The 13,968-nt window shown below is 67.0% G+C and carries 12 protein-coding genes; 5 read left to right on the forward strand and 7 right to left on the reverse strand.

Going from position 1 to position 13,968, the window contains the following annotated elements; genetic code table 11:
- Positions 1–13: 13 nt before the first annotated feature.
- Positions 14–1,177, reverse strand: coding sequence for a putative peptide maturation dehydrogenase (locus tag V3B48_RS11215; protein ID WP_285303212.1), 1,164 nt, complete (start codon positions 1,175–1,177; stop codon positions 14–16).
- Positions 1,178–1,297: 120 nt separating this feature from the next.
- On the opposite strand from V3B48_RS11215, the gene V3B48_RS11220 reads away from it, so the two are divergent.
- On the forward strand, positions 1,298–1,582 hold the full coding sequence (locus tag V3B48_RS11220; protein ID WP_285303213.1) for an NHLP-related RiPP peptide: 285 nt from the start codon (positions 1,298–1,300) through the stop codon (positions 1,580–1,582).
- Between the two features lie 7 nt (positions 1,583–1,589).
- On the opposite strand, the gene V3B48_RS11225 is transcribed toward V3B48_RS11220, so the two are convergent.
- The 4 genes from V3B48_RS11225 to aceB all read right to left on the reverse strand — a co-directional run bounded on the left by V3B48_RS11225 (position 1,590) and on the right by aceB (position 8,571).
- The gene (locus V3B48_RS11225; protein WP_285303214.1) at positions 1,590–4,100 is read right to left on the reverse strand and encodes a putative peptide modification system cyclase; all 2,511 of its coding nucleotides are present in this window, start codon (positions 4,098–4,100) and stop codon (positions 1,590–1,592) included.
- Between the two features lie 15 nt (positions 4,101–4,115).
- Positions 4,116–5,165 (reverse strand): GGDEF domain-containing protein, encoded by a 1,050-nt coding sequence (locus tag V3B48_RS11230; RefSeq protein ID WP_329893762.1) that lies wholly within the window; start codon positions 5,163–5,165, stop codon positions 4,116–4,118.
- Between the two features lie 417 nt (positions 5,166–5,582).
- Positions 5,583–6,884, reverse strand: a complete 1,302-nt coding sequence (aceA, locus tag V3B48_RS11235; protein WP_285303216.1) for an isocitrate lyase — start codon at positions 6,882–6,884, stop codon at positions 5,583–5,585.
- Between the two features lie 64 nt (positions 6,885–6,948).
- Positions 6,949–8,571, reverse strand: a complete 1,623-nt coding sequence (gene aceB / locus V3B48_RS11240) for a malate synthase A (RefSeq protein ID WP_329893755.1) — start codon at positions 8,569–8,571, stop codon at positions 6,949–6,951.
- Positions 8,572–8,681: 110 nt separating this feature from the next.
- Here aceB and V3B48_RS11245 point away from each other — a divergent pair, with 110 nt between their 5' ends.
- On the forward strand, positions 8,682–9,650 hold the full coding sequence (locus tag V3B48_RS11245; RefSeq protein WP_132808798.1) for a LysR family transcriptional regulator: 969 nt from the start codon (positions 8,682–8,684) through the stop codon (positions 9,648–9,650).
- A gap of 281 nt (positions 9,651–9,931) precedes the next feature.
- Positions 9,932–10,840 (forward strand): LysR substrate-binding domain-containing protein, encoded by a 909-nt coding sequence (locus tag V3B48_RS11250; protein ID WP_329893756.1) that lies wholly within the window; start codon positions 9,932–9,934, stop codon positions 10,838–10,840.
- A gap of 82 nt (positions 10,841–10,922) precedes the next feature.
- On the opposite strand, the gene V3B48_RS11255 is transcribed toward V3B48_RS11250, so the two are convergent.
- A complete protein-coding gene (locus V3B48_RS11255; protein ID WP_285303422.1) occupies positions 10,923–12,179 on the reverse strand; it encodes an MFS transporter in 1,257 nt (418 codons plus the stop codon).
- A 123-nt stretch (positions 12,180–12,302) separates the two neighbouring features.
- Positions 12,303–12,929, reverse strand: coding sequence for a signal peptidase I (lepB, locus tag V3B48_RS11260; RefSeq protein WP_164080343.1), 627 nt, complete (start codon positions 12,927–12,929; stop codon positions 12,303–12,305).
- A 182-nt stretch (positions 12,930–13,111) separates the two neighbouring features.
- Between lepB and V3B48_RS11265 the strand changes: the two genes are divergently transcribed.
- Both V3B48_RS11265 and V3B48_RS11270 read left to right on the forward strand, forming a co-directional pair.
- The gene (locus V3B48_RS11265; protein ID WP_329893757.1) at positions 13,112–13,513 is read left to right on the forward strand and encodes a hypothetical protein; all 402 of its coding nucleotides are present in this window, start codon (positions 13,112–13,114) and stop codon (positions 13,511–13,513) included.
- Between the two features lie 3 nt (positions 13,514–13,516).
- On the forward strand, positions 13,517–13,963 hold the full coding sequence (locus V3B48_RS11270) for a 3-dehydroquinate dehydratase (RefSeq protein WP_004153636.1): 447 nt from the start codon (positions 13,517–13,519) through the stop codon (positions 13,961–13,963).
- The last annotated feature ends 5 nt before the right edge of the window (positions 13,964–13,968 follow it).

The following is a 13,968-nucleotide window of genomic DNA, read 5'->3' on the forward strand; positions in this document are numbered from 1 at the left end:
CGCGCGTTGTCGATCAATGCGCGGCCGGCCATGCGCGGCCAAGGGGATCCAGCTCCGCCGTCACCCGCTCGGCGGCGCGCCAGCCAACACCACAAACCGCCAGTACGCCCTCGGACATCGGCTGCAGACCCAACACCCGTTCGGCCTCGGCCTCGTTGATCGCCGCAGTGACGAAGGCGCCCAGCCCCTGCGCGGTCGCCGCGCTGTAGATCGCCTGCGATACATGGCCGGCATCCAGGGTGATCGCGCGATAGGCCTTGGCATGGCCACGGTACTTCCAGAACGTTCGTTCGAAGCGACACGTCAGGATCAGCTGCACCTGCGCATTGGCGAACCAGTCCTGACCGGCCAGCAAGCGTTGGCAGAAACGGCCCAGATCGCCGGGCGGTGCCGGCATCGGGCCCAGCTCGTGGGCGGTGGCATGGTAGTGATAGAGGCCTGGCGGCAGTCCTTCCACATTAAGCGCCACCACATACGCCTCCAGCGGGTGAAGACTGCCGGCGGACGGCACATTCTTCTTCAGGAAGCGCACGCCGGGTCCGGTTTCCACCTGCGCCTGTGCCATCAGCACCTGCTGCAGCAACAGGGCCAGCATCGGTAACGGCACCGGGCGAGCGCTGTCGTAGTTGCGGCAGGTGGTACGCGCCTGCAGCTGCGCCTGCATCGGATCGTCGTCGCAACGCGGCAACGGCTGCGCGCCAGGGCGGCGGGCGGGTGCCTCGGTAGGCGGCGGGCCGAAGCTGCGCACCAGGTCCTGCGCGGTCACCAGCTGGCTGCGTTGCATGTCGCCGACACTGTCCACGCCGTCCCAGCGCGAGTGCTGGTAGTGCAACGCGGACAACGGCCACCACTGGCTGTCGCGCAGCCGCTTCTCGGCAGCGCAGACGTCCGCATAGGCTGGATCATCGCTGACCAACAGGCCCTTCTGCAGCAGTGACAGCACCCGGCCGCGCGCGTCGGTGGCTTCTGGCAACCGCTGCCACTGTTCTGCACTGCAGGCCAGCAACCAGGCACAGCTTTCCGCGTCGATCACCTGCACCGACGGCAGGTGCGCCGCGCGCACCTGCAGGACCGGCTGCAGCTGCACGCCGGTACCACCGGCCAACAGTTCGTCCAGGTTGAAGGACGGGCGTTCGACCGGTTCGACGAACAGTGTCCGGCAACGACGGAATCTCATCGCAATGGCGTCCGAGGGCTGTGCGGGACGCCGATCATGGCGTGGCGGGTGCAGGTACCCATCAACTTCGCAGCTCCACCGCCGATACTTCCATTTTCCCATTCTGCCGGTGCCGGTCCCATGTCTGTTTCTCCTCTTTCCGCCGACGTTGTCCAACAGCTGCTGGAGCGTCTGTCCAGTGATGATGCCTTCCGGGCCGAGTTTGCCAGGGACCCGGGCCTGGCCCTGCTCGCACTTGGTGCGGACGAAGAAACCGTGCGTGCATGCCGCGCGCCGCTCTCCTCGCTGGGCGGCAAGGCGGAATTCGCAGGTGCGGCTACACGCATGAGCCAGTTGCTGGATGTGCGCGCTGCGTTCACCGTGCCGTTCCTGTTCGAAGACGGCCTGCCCGGCCTGGATCAATAAGCCTGCGTCAGGGTACGCGCGCCCTGGCCTTGCTTGCCACGGCCGTGGTGCCGGATGACGCCAACCGCTGAACATCCATCGCGTTCAGTGGAAGCAGTGCGTAGTCGCCGACATCTTCAGCAAACGCCAGGCCTCGATGACGCTCCAGCCATTGTGCCTGGCGCAGGGCAGCAGCGTAGTCGCCGCTGGCGTTGGCCAGGTCGATCTGCAGGACCCGCCACTGGAACAGACTTGCGTCGGGGTGCCCGGCAAGCAGCGACTGCGCGCGCGCTACCTGCCCCTGGTTCAGCGCGAGGCGCGCCTGCAGCAGGTCCCACAGTTCACGCAGGCGCGGGTCGGCATCACGCTCAGGCAAGGCCTGCAGCGCCCCGCGCCGCTGCATCACCACCGCATTCTGGCCAGCACGCGCGGCATGGTAGGCCGCGGCGAGGGCAATGAACGCGTTGCGGCGCGCCAGCGCCGGTTGTGTGCGATCGACCGCAGCCAGCGCGCGATCCAGAACATGCAGGTATGCCTGCTGCTGTGCTCCGGCGGGCGGCTCATCCCAGGCCAGCGCCTGCAATGCCAGGATGTCACACAGTCCGGTACCCACCGTGCACTGGGCGGCGGCCTGTTGCATGTCACTGGCCGCCTCGGTCCTGCGATCCTGCATCGCCAGCACTGCTGCCCGCAGCATGCGCGCGCCCGGGCCCGGTGATGCCATTGCCGCGAAACCGGCATTGGCCACGTCGAAATCACCGGACAACGCGGACAGCAGGGGCTCCATTGCATCACCATTCCAGCCGGGGTGCAGGCGAGCGCCACGCAATGCCGCTGCGGCGGCCGCAATTTCGCCCCGGGCCATCTGCGTGCGGGCAACGAACACCAGCACCAGCGCGCGGCGCGAATGCTGTCGGGCAAGCAATGGCTGCGCGGCGGCCAGCGCCCCGTCGTAGTCACCCTGGGTATAGAGGATCTTGGCGTAGTTCATCCAGCCGGCCGGATCATCCGGATACAGCTCGGTCAGCATCCGCCACTTGTCTGCGATGCGTGCCGGCGGGGCACCCTCGAAATCCGCTGCCCAGGCATCCAGATACAGCTGGTCGCGCGCGGTCAGGTGCGCGCGCTGGCTGACTGCCTTCTGGTACAGCGCCGCGGCCTGCTCCAGGTTGCCCTTGGCATGCTGGATGTTCATCTGCCCGACGTAGGCGAAGGCGAAGGCAGGATCCAGCCGGGTCGCTTGCTCGAAGAACATCAGCGCATCGTCATAGCGTGCCGCTGCGGTGGCATCAACCCCCTTGGCATAGGCATGCAGTGCATCAAGGTTGGAGGTGGCCACGGTAGGCAGCGGTCGCTGGTCAGCGCCGACGTCGCGCAGCGCTTCACCAAGGTCGGTGCGCAGCGCGGCAACCACGTGATCGGTCGAGGCCAGGATCGAGTCCAGCCCACGTCCATCGGCGTAGCGGGTGTAGACGGTCTGGCCCGTGCGGGGATCGACCACCTCCACACTGACTCGTACCTTGCCGTTGAGCTCCAGCACACTGGGGATCAGTACCGCACGCACCCCATCGCGCAACGCAACCTCGATGGCCAGCCTGCGGTCCAGCCTCGCCTGCGGAGGACGCTGCATCAGCTGCAGGGTGTCGCGAACCTTCAGCTCGCTGAGGATGTTGACGAAACGCGACTGCCCCAGGCTGATGTACAGCGCCTGCTCCAGGCTGCTGTCCAGCTGCGGATAAGCCGTGGCGTTGTGCACCGCCGCCACGATCACCCAGTCGCGTTCGGCGAAGGCGATGGCCGGTGCTGGCCGCAGCAGTGTCCACAGCAGCACGCACAGCGCCATCGCCAGCGCCACTTCCGTCACCAGTGCCGCGGGGCGCTGCCACAGCGGGAGATCGCGCCATGCCTTCTCGCCGGAACGTGGCCGACGCAGCGGCGCGCTGCCGCGCAGGCCGACTTCGAAGACTTCCTGGCGTTCACTGATGCCTTTGAAACGCCACCGCCCGTGGTCCTTCCAACGCAGTTCGTCGGCGGCCCAAGGCAACTCACTGCTGGCCCGGCGCGCCATCTCCTCGGCCGTGGACGAGAGCAGCACCTGGCCCGGCCAGGCCAGCTGCATCAGGCGAGCGGCCATCGGCTTGGCCAGACCTTCCACTTCCACCGGCTTGGCGCCATGCGCCATCGCCTCGGCGCTGTTGTTCCACAGCAGCACGTCGCCGACATGCAGCCCGGCCCGCGCCCGCAGTACGATGCCGCGCTCACGGCCGAGCGAATCCACGGCACTCTGGTAGGCCAGTGCGAATCCAACACCATCGATGGTGCGCTCGAACAGCATGAACAGCCCATCGGAACGATCAATCAACTGCCCGTTCCAGCGCTGCTGCAACCCCAGTACCAGGCGATCGTGCTGCTGGAACAGTTCGGCTGCGGCGATGTCGCCGATGCTTTCGACCAGCTGCAGCGAATCGCACAGGTCAGTGAACAGCAGCGCCCGTAACAGAGGGCTCTGCAGTGGCGTAGGTTCCTGCGGAATGTCCATTGCCACCTCCTGTGGTCATTGTCCGTGGTCGGGATCTGGATCAGGACCCCAGCGCAGGCAGTTCCCGCCCGCGCGCTTGGCGCGGTACAGCGCGCGATCGGCACACGCATACCATTCGCTCCAGCCCGCCTCCGGCTGCAGCAGACAGGCACCGATACTGACCAGGCTCACGTGTGGCGTAGCGTGATTGCGCTCGATCAGGCCGTGTACGGCAGCCAGGATGAACTCCGCCGCATGCTGCACAAGGTCATGATTACCGCGGCGCAGCAGCAGGCAGAACTCATCGCCGCCCAAGCGGCATGCAAGATCGTGCTCCCCGGCCATCGAACGCAGGATGTTGCCCATGCTCTGCAGCACGCGGTCTCCGGCCTGGTGCCCATGCCGATCGTTGATCTGCTTGAAACGGTCACAATCGATCAACAGCAATGCCTGTGGCTGGTCGTCCTGCTGCGCACGGCATTCCTGCAGATACAGCGTCAATCCACGCCGGTTGTGCAGACCGGTCAGCTCATCGGTGCGCACCAGCTCACGGGTATGGGTCAGCTGGTGGGTGGTGATGTAAAGATTGTCGAGTGCGGTTTCCAGATCATGGTTGCGTCGACGCAACTGGCTGATCAGGGCCTGCTCATTGGTCAGCACGCGCATGATCGTGCGCCGCAGGAAGTGCGAAACCAGCCCGGGATCGATGTCGACCAGTTGCTGGAAATCAGTCGGGCCCAGCTCCAGTACCTCGCAATCGAACAGCGCGCGCGCTCCGGCACTGCGCAGGTGATCACCGACCAACAGGCCTAGCTCTCCGAAGAACTCACGCTGACCCAACGTCTTGATCACCAGGTCTTCGCCGAAATCCAGTTCGATCTGACCCTCGAGGATCACATACATCCGCTCGCCGCGGTGCCCGCGCTGGAAAATCCACTGTCCGGCATGGAACTTGCATCGGCGGGCGAATTTCGCGAACAATTCGACCTCAGCTTCCGAAAGCAACGCATGCACGACCTCGGCCATCGCCACTTGAGCGATACCTGTCGTTGCGTCAACGTTCTCGGCCGCACCCCTGCCGGTCATTCCCTGCACCTGCCGCCAGCGTCCCCTGGTGAGCCGCGGAGCATAGCACCGCTTTAAACTGTGCGCCCTATCTCATTTTTAATGCCCCGGCGATCTTGCCTGATGTGAAGATGCGTGATGCCGTTCTGGTCATGGGTGTCCGCGCAAAAGTCCTGCCGGATCAATCCGATGGCGGTCTTCACGAGGGTTCGGCCAAGTTGCCGGCAGGCAGGGTGCGCCTGATTGACGCTGCCTGCTTCCGACGCGATTGCATCGATACAACAACGCCGGCAGGTCCCCCGACCGGCCGGCGTTGTCTGGCCCTTCCCTGGCCACCCTGATCGGATTCCGAAGCTTCGGTAGCGCCGGCCGCTGGCCGGCTTCCCTGTGGTGCCCGAAGGATCGCGTGGTTGCCGGCCAGCGGCCGGCACTACCGCATCACGCCGCGCGTTCGCTGCGCCCGCCGTGGAACTGCTCTTCCTCGGTGGAGCCGGTCAGCGCAGTGGTCGACGACTGGCCCTGCTGGATCGCCTGGGTCACGGCATCGAAGTAGCCGGTGCCGACCTCGCGCTGGTGCTTGACCGCGGTGAAGCCGCGCTCTGCCGCCTCGAACTCGGCTTCCTGCAACTCGACGAACGCGCTCATCTGGCGGCGCGCGTAGCCGTGGGCCAGATTGAACATGCCGTAGTTCAGCGCATGGAAGCCGGCCAGGGTGATGAACTGGAACTTGTAGCCGTAGCTGCCCAGCTCCTTCTGGAACTTGGCGATCGTGGCGTCGTCCAGGTTCTTCTTCCAGTTGAAGCTGGGCGAGCAGTTGTAGGCCAGCAGCTTGCCCGGGAACTTGGCATGGATCGCCTCGGCGAACTTGCGTGCGAACTCCAGGTCCGGCTTGCCGGTCTCGCACCACACCAGGTCGGCGTAGGGCGCATAGGCCAGGCCACGGCTGATCGCCTGGTTCAGGCCGTTGCGGGTCTTGTAGAAGCCTTCCACCGTGCGCTCGCCGGTGGCGAACGGCTTGTCATTGCCATCGATGTCGCTGGTCAGCAGATCCGCGGCTTCGGCATCGGTACGTGCCACCAGCAGGGTCGGCACGCCCAGCACGTCGGCGGCCAGCCGCGCAGCGTTGAGCTTCTCGATCGCCTCGCGGGTCGGCACCAGCACCTTGCCGCCCATGTGGCCGCACTTCTTCACCGAGGCCAGCTGGTCTTCGAAATGCACGCCGGCGGCACCGGCCTCGATCATCGCCTTCATCAGTTCGAACGCATTGAGCACGCCGCCGAAACCGGCTTCCGCATCGGCCACGATCGGCTGCAGGAAATCGATGTCGTCCTTGCCTTCGGCGTGATGCAGCTGGTCGGCGCGCAGCAGCGTGTTGTTGATGCGCTTGACCACCGCCGGCACCGAATCGGCCGGGTACAGCGACTGGTCCGGGTACATCTGCCCAGCCAGGTTGGCGTCGGCCGCCACCTGCCAACCGGACAGGTAGATCGCCTTCAGGCCCGCCTTGACCTGCTGCATGGCCTGGTTGCCGGTCAATGCACCGAGCGCGTTGACGAACTCGCGCTCATGCAGCGACGCCCACAGCTTCTCTGCGCCCAGGCGGGCCAGCGAATGCTCGATGTGGACGGTGCCGCGCAGGCGCACCACGTCGGCGGCGCTGTAGTTGCGCTGGATGCCTTCCCAACGCGGGTTGGTATCCCAGTCGTGCTGGATCTGTTCGGCAGTGGGCAGCTTGCTCATGTCTTTCTCCAGTTCGGTTCGTGCGTGCAGCGGGGAGGGAAACGGCGGAATTGCGGGCAGTCGGTCAGTCGATGCGCGCGTAGGCCGGCAGGGTCAGGAAATCGGTCAGTTCGTCGCTGCGGCTCAGTTCGCCGAGCAGGGCGATGGCCTCGCCGATGCGTGTGCCACCGGGCAGCGCGGCGGTATCGCCGAGCCGTGCCGGCAGCTGCGAGAGGGTGGAATCCAGCAACGCCAGATCGATCGCAGTGCCATCGTCCAGCTGCTGGCCCGGCGTATGCAGCCACTGCCACAGCTGGCTGCGGCTGATCTCCGCGGTGGCCGCGTCCTCCATCAGGTGGTGGATCGGCACGCAGCCGTTGCCATCCAGCCATGCCGCCAGATAGCGCACGCAGACTTCCACGTTGCCTTCGAAGCCGGCGCGGGTGATGGTGCCGGGCGGCCGTGCGATCAGTTCGTCGCGGCCCACGCGCACATCCTGGCGCAGCACGCTGTGCTGGTTCGCACCGGGCATGTGTTCGTCGAAGATCGCCATCGCCACCGGAATCAGCGCCGGGTGCGCCACCCAGGTACCGTCGTGGCCGGCAGTGACCTCGCGCAGCTTGTCAGCGCGCACGCGGGCCATCGCCTGCTCGTTGGCAGCGGCATCGTTGTTGATCGGAATCTGCGCGGCCATGCCGCCCATCGCATGCGCACCGCGGCGGTGGCAGGTCTGGATCAGCAGCTCCGAATACGCCTTCAGGAACGGCTGGGTCATGGTCACCTGGCCGCGTTCGGGCAACACGCGGTCGGCGTGGCGGCGGAAGGTCTTCAGGTACGAAAAGATGTAGTCCCAGCGCCCGCAGTTCAGGCCGACGATGCGGTCACGCAGCGCGTGCAGGATCTCGTCCATCTCGAACACCGCCGGCAGCGTTTCGATCAGCACGGTCACCTTGATCTGGCCGTGCGGCAGGCCGAGCATGCCCTCGATGTGCGACAGCGCGGATTCCCACAGCGCTGCCTCTTCCATGCTCTGCAGCTTGGGCAGGTAGAAGTACGGGCCGCGGTCCTTCGCCTGCAGGGTGCGGGCGTTGTGGAAGGCGAACACCGCCGCGTCGAACAGGCCACCGGCGATGAACTGGCCATCGATGCGCACGTGCTTCTCGTCCAGGTGCCAGCCGCGCGGGCGCACGATCAGCACCGCCTGCTCGTCGTAGGGGCGCAGGGCGTAGTGCTTTCCATTGGGTGCGGTGTATTCGAGATCGCCACGCACCGCGGCGGCCAGCGACTGCTGGCCGGCCAGCAGGTTGCGCCAGGTCGGCGAGGTCGAATCCTCGAAGTCGGCCATGAACACCTTGGCGCCGGAGTTCAGCGCATTGATGACCATCTTCGGGTCGGTCGGGCCGGTGATCTCGACGCGGCGGTCCTGCAGCGCGGTCGGCAGCGGCGCAACGCGCCAGTCGCCGCTGCGGATCGCGGTGGTGTCTCCGCGGAAGTCCGGCAGGCCGCCCTGGTCGAAGAATGCCTGGCGCTCGCGGCGTGCCTGCAGCCGTGCCTGCCGGCCCGGTTCCACCGCACGGTGCAGCGACACCAGCAGGGCCAGCAGCGGCGCCGGCAGCAGGGTGTCCTGGCCGGCCACGCGGGTCGCCAGGGCGATGCCGGGGGTGGCCTTGCTGGCGGGGGTGGGAACAGCGGAAGCGACGGCGGACATGGGGCGACTCCAGCAGTGGGGGAACGCCTCCACGGTGCCGCCGGGGCCGAGTATTTGGCAAAACAGTTTTTGCAATGTTCTACATAAATTGTGCTAATACTTGTGACGCGATGACCACACGCCCCCCGCCAAGTCCGCGTTTTTCCTACAAATCCGACCGGCTGAAGCCATTGCGCGCGTTCTGCCAGACCGTGCGCCTGGGCTCGGTCTCACGGGCGGCTGAGGCACTTTTCGTCAGCCAGCCGGCCATCAGCCTGCAGCTGCAGGCGCTGGAGCGTGAACTGGGGGTGCCGTTGTTCGAGCGCAGCGGGCGCCGCCTGGTGCCCAGCCGCGAGGGCCAGCTGCTGTACGAAATGGCACAGCCGCTGGTGGAGAACCTGGACGGGCTGGAGGCGCGGTTCCGCGACAAGGTGCGCGGCCTGGACGCGGGCGAGCTGAACATCGCCGCCAACAGCTCGACCATCCTCTACCTGCTGCCGAAGATCGTCGAACGCTTCCGCCTGCATCATCCGGACGTGCGCCTGACCCTGCACAACGCGATCAGCGCCGATGGCACCGACCTGCTGCGCGAGGACGCCGCCGACCTGGCGATCGGTTCGATGACAGACGTGCCGGCCGACCTCAGCTACGCCCCGGCCTACCGCTTCGAGCAGGTGCTGATCGCGCCGCACGACCATCCGCTGGCCAGTGGCGGCGAGCTGGAACTGGCCGACATCGCGCGCTATCCGCTGGTGCTGCCGCCGAAGCGGCAGATCACCTACCGCCTGGTGGACCAGGTCTTCCAGCGCCACCGCATCGCCTACACCGTGGCGCTGGAGGTGGGCGGCTGGGAGGTGATCAAGCAGTACGTGGCGATGGGCATGGGTATTTCCATCGTGCCGGCGCTGTGCCTGAACGAGGCCGACCGCGAGCGGCTGGCGGCGCGGTCGATGAAGCGCTGGTTCCCGGAACGCAGTTACGGGGTGATCGTGCGGCGTGGCAAGGCGCTGTCGGCGCAGGCGCGGGCGTTTGTGGAGCTGATCCAGCCGGAGTTGTTCAGTCCGCGCGACTACGACCAGAGCGGGCATTCCGAGCGGTGAGGGTTGTTCGGCAGGGCTGCGCCCTGCACCTGCCGAATCAACGTCAACGTCAACGTCAACGTCAAAAGCGGGCATTCCGTGGGATGGCGGGGTGGATCCGGTTGCGGGGGACGCTGCAAGTACGTCCATGTAAGCTCGGTCGCCGCATCCATGCGGCTCACGCCCCCGCAACCGGACCCACCCCGCCTTCGACAGTTGGCCGCGATCTGTCGGGGTCGGATCCCGTTGCTGCGCAACGGGCTCTGACCCCATTTCCGGCTGGCGATGAATAAACTGGCCCCATGTCCATCGAACTCCGCCATCTGCGTTACTTCCTTGCCGTTGCCGATACGCTGCACTTCGGACAGGCGGCGGAGCGGCTGGGTATGTCGCAGCCGCCGCTCAGCCAGCAGATCCGCCAGCTGGAAGATCTGATCGGTGCGCGCCTGTTCGTGCGCAGCCATCGTCGTGTGCAGCTGACGCCTGCCGGTGAGCTGCTGCAGGAACGTGCACGCGCCATCGTGCAGCAGGTGGAAACGGCGGTGGACGAGGTGCAGCGCGCGCAGCGCGGTGAGCAGGGTGAGCTGCGCATCGGATTGACCCGCGCCACGCCGCTGTCGCCGCAGATTCCGCGTTCAATCCTGCAGTACCGCCAACGCTATCCGCAGGTGCGGCTGCAGCTGAGCGAGATGAACACCCTGCAGCAGATCGATGCACTGCTCGATGGCAGCCTGGACGTGGGCATCATCCGCAAGCGCGCGTTGCCGCCGGAGCTGGTGGCGCACAGCCTGTTCGTCGATCCGTTGGCGTTGATCGTGCATGCCGATCACCCTGCCCTGCGCAGACTGTCGAAACAGGGCACGCTGTCGCTGCGCGACTTCGCGCAGGAGCCGTTCGTAGCGTTCCGGCGCAGTGCCGGTGCGGGCATCCATGACCACATGATCGCGTTGTGTGCGGCTGCCGGGTTCACTCCGCGCATCGTGCAGGAAGCCGGTGAGGCATCGACATTGATCAGTCTTGCGGCTGCCGGTCTCGGTGCGGCGATCCTGCCGTCGTCCTGCGACCACATCCGGGTGGAAGGCGCGCGCTTCGTAGCGCTGGCCGATGCCGGTGCGCATTCGGAAGTGCAGCTGGCCTGGCGCCGCGAGGGTGTGATGCCGCTTATCCGCAACTTCGCCGGGCTGTTGCGTGAGGCGTTCGCGGAAGGGTGAGGTGCAACCCACCCGGTAGCGGCCAACCTTGGTTGGCCCACAGCCACGGCGCCGACCAAGGTCGGCATCTACCAGAGCAGGTTCACGCCGTCACCGGCTGAGGGGCGCGCTGCTGCAGCGCCCAGACGATGCCACCGCCGATCAGGGTCAGCACGGCGGCGAACAGGCACACGCCCAGCCAGTCCCACGCTGCATAGGCCAGGCCACCCACACCACCGAGCACGCTCGAACCCAGGTAGTAGGCGAACAGGTACAGCGCCGAGGCTTCGGCGCGCATCGCGCCGGCGCGGCTGCCGACCCAGCTGCTGGCCACGGAGTGACCGCCGAAGAAGCCGAACGTCACCAGCGCGATACCGAGTGCCATCGTGCTCAGCCACGGCATCGCCAAGAGCGCGATGCCGGCACCAATCAGTGCGAACGAGATCGACAGGATGCGCCCGCGCCCGTAACGCGTCGCCTGCTGGCCCATCCACGCCGAACTGAAGGTGCCCACCAGGTACACGCTGAAGATCAGCCCCACCACGGTCTGGCTGAGGTGGTACGGCGGCGCCAGCAGGTGATACCCGAGGTAGTTGTAGAGGGTGACGAACACGCCCATCAGCACGAACGAGGTAGCGAACAGCCACGGCAGCCCCGGGTCGGCGAACAGCGTGCGCCAGCGCGACGGCAATTGGCGCAGGCCATCGCGGCGCGGGTGGAAGTGGCGCGACGGCGGCAGCTGCAGCCACAGCAGCACGGTACTGGCGATGGCGATGATCGAGACGACGCCGATGCCCCAGCGCCAGCCCCAGTGGTCGGCGATGATGCCGGCCAGCAGGCGCCCGCTCATGCCACCGATGGCGTTGCCGCCGATGTACAGGCCCATCGCCAGGCCCAGCGCGCGGCTGTCCATTTCCTCGACAAGGTAGGTCATCGCCACCGCAGGCACGCCGCTCAGCGCCAGGCCGAGCAGCGTGCGCAGCACCAGCAGCGTGGTCCAGTCATCCACCAGCGCCGTGCACAGCGACAGCGTGGCCGAGGCCAGCAGCGCGGCGATCATCATCGGGCGACGGCCAACCGCGTCGGAGAGCAGGCCGGCCAGCAGCATCGCCACCGCCAGCGTGCCGGTGGTCAACGACAACGACATCGCGCTGCCGGCGGCGGACACGCCGAAGTGACGGCTGAACTCCGGCAGCAGCGGCTGCACGGTGTACAGCAGGCCGAAGGTGGAAAAGCCGGCCAGGAACAGCGCCAGCGCGGTGCGGCGGAAGGCTGGCGTGCCCTGCTGGATGCGGGTCTCGGCGATGGGATCGACAGTGGGGGGGCGGCGTTCGACGGCCGCCGCGGTTTCGCCAGTCATGGGATCGATGGGCCGGTGGGGCGGCCAAGCGTGGGAGGGAACGGGCCTCAGACTAGGCCCGTCGATCCAGTCGATCCATAACCTGGTAGGTCAGGATTGATACATAAGAAGTATCAATTCAGCTTACAGACGCTGCCACTCGAAACCGTCGCCACGACGGTAGTACACCGCCACGGCGCGGCCGTAGAGCTTGTCGGCGTCAACGAAGCCGAAGAAGCGACCGTCGAAGCTGTTGCCGCGGTGGTCACCCAGCACCAGCACCTTGCCGTCCGGCACCACCAGGTCAGCGATGTCCGGGCCGCCGCCCATGTCCAGGTCGAGGCTGGCATGGCGGTCGCCGAAGGCTTCCACGTCCTGCAGGTCGGCGATCTGCAGCGGCTGGCCGTTGATGCTCAGATGGCCCTCGCGCATCTGCACATGGTCACCGGCCACCGCCGCCACGCGCTTGATCAGGCGGGTGCCGTCGGCCGGTGAATCGAACACCGCCACTTCACCGCGCTGCGGAACACCGGTGGGCATCAGTTCCTTGCCGGTGAACGGCAGGCGCAGGCCATAGGCGCGCATGTCCACCACCACCCGGTCGCCGGGCTGCAGGGTCGGCTGCATCGAGCCGCTGGGCACCACGTAGTGGTTGGCGAGGGTATCGCGGGCGGCGGCGAGCAGGCCGAGCATCACCAGCAGCGGCAATGCTTCCTTCTTCAGCCAGGCCAGCGCGCGTTCGGAAAAGGGAGGGCGGGCAACAGCATCCATGACAGGCTCCGGGTGGTTGGTAGCGGTATCAGACCACACGCAGGCGCCGCAGGTTCCCGGTAGCGCCGGACACGGGTTACGCAGGTTTTACGCCCCGGCCCGGCAGCGGGCATCGCACCTTTACGGGCAGCACGCGCATCGTGTGCCCACCGCGCCACAGGGCGCATTCCGCAAGGTGTTGTATGACCCTCCTGGTGATCCGCCACGCGTCTTCGTCGGCGCCGCGCCCGCAGCTGCCGGCGCAGCTGGCCGGCCATCGCGTGCTGTGCAGCGACTGCGCCAGCCTGTCTGAAGTGCGCCAGTGCCTGTGCCAGCCGCAGGCGCGCTCGGCCGACTGGGTGCTGCTGGATGTCGGCGTGGCCGACGAGGCGCAATGGCAGGCCGAGGGGGGCGCGCTGCAGGCGGCGCTGGAACGGTTGCCGGCGCAGTACATCGAGCTGCAGGCCCCCAGCGAGCCCGGCTTGGATGCACGCCTGCGCCTGCAGCATGGCCCCGCCGCGGTGGTGGTGGACCAGCGCAGCCAGCAGGCCGGGTATCCATTGTCGCTGGCCATTGTCGGCCGCCGTCTGGCACAGGAGGGCTGAGCCATGTCGATCTTCATCATCCGTGGCCCGGAAGCGGCCGGTGCCCTGATCCGCACCGCGATGCCGCTGCCGGCACCGGTCCTGAAGTCACTGGTGCATCGCGCGATCGACGCCGGTACCAGCGTGGCGATCCGTGCCTGTGGTTCGGAACAGGAACTGCTGGACGCCCTGCGCGTGGCCGACCACAGCCGCGGCGAGGTGACCCTGCTTGACCCGGGTGCATGTGCCAACAGCCTGCGCCTGCAGCGCCTGCTGCCCTACCTGCACAACGCCTATGTGGAAGTGCATGACGACGGTGCAGTGGCCGAGCCGTGCCTGCCGGCGGGTGTCGGTCAGCGGCTGGGCATCGCTGCTGGGTATGGCGCGCAGAGTTATGTGCTGGCGCTGGATATCGCGCTGGATCACCTGGGCCTGGCCGAGCAGGCGAACCGGGTGCACGTGGGGACGTAAGCCGC

Origin of the sequence: Stenotrophomonas sp. SMYL20 (assembly GCF_036320045.1) — a bacterium.
Taxonomy (GTDB): domain Bacteria; phylum Pseudomonadota; class Gammaproteobacteria; order Xanthomonadales; family Xanthomonadaceae; genus Stenotrophomonas; species Stenotrophomonas maltophilia_A.

Bases quoted from the DNA above. Each gene is read 5' to 3' on its own strand.
- V3B48_RS11215 (WP_285303212.1), bottom strand. From the start codon at position 1,177: ATGAGATTCCGTCGTTGCCGGACACTGTTCGTCGAACCGGTCGAACGC.
- V3B48_RS11220 (WP_285303213.1), top strand. From the start codon at position 1,298: ATGTCTGTTTCTCCTCTTTCCGCCGACGTTGTCCAACAGCTGCTGGAG.
- V3B48_RS11225 (WP_285303214.1), bottom strand. From the start codon at position 4,100: ATGGACATTCCGCAGGAACCTACGCCACTGCAGAGCCCTCTGTTACGG.
- V3B48_RS11230 (WP_329893762.1), bottom strand. From the start codon at position 5,165: ATGACCGGCAGGGGTGCGGCCGAGAACGTTGACGCAACGACAGGTATC.
- aceA (WP_285303216.1), bottom strand. From the start codon at position 6,884: ATGAGCAAGCTGCCCACTGCCGAACAGATCCAGCACGACTGGGATACC.
- aceB (WP_329893755.1), bottom strand. From the start codon at position 8,571: ATGTCCGCCGTCGCTTCCGCTGTTCCCACCCCCGCCAGCAAGGCCACC.
- V3B48_RS11245 (WP_132808798.1), top strand. From the start codon at position 8,682: ATGACCACACGCCCCCCGCCAAGTCCGCGTTTTTCCTACAAATCCGAC.
- V3B48_RS11250 (WP_329893756.1), top strand. From the start codon at position 9,932: ATGTCCATCGAACTCCGCCATCTGCGTTACTTCCTTGCCGTTGCCGAT.
- V3B48_RS11255 (WP_285303422.1), bottom strand. From the start codon at position 12,179: ATGACTGGCGAAACCGCGGCGGCCGTCGAACGCCGCCCCCCCACTGTC.
- lepB (WP_164080343.1), bottom strand. From the start codon at position 12,929: ATGGATGCTGTTGCCCGCCCTCCCTTTTCCGAACGCGCGCTGGCCTGG.
- V3B48_RS11265 (WP_329893757.1), top strand. From the start codon at position 13,112: ATGACCCTCCTGGTGATCCGCCACGCGTCTTCGTCGGCGCCGCGCCCG.
- V3B48_RS11270 (WP_004153636.1), top strand. From the start codon at position 13,517: ATGTCGATCTTCATCATCCGTGGCCCGGAAGCGGCCGGTGCCCTGATC.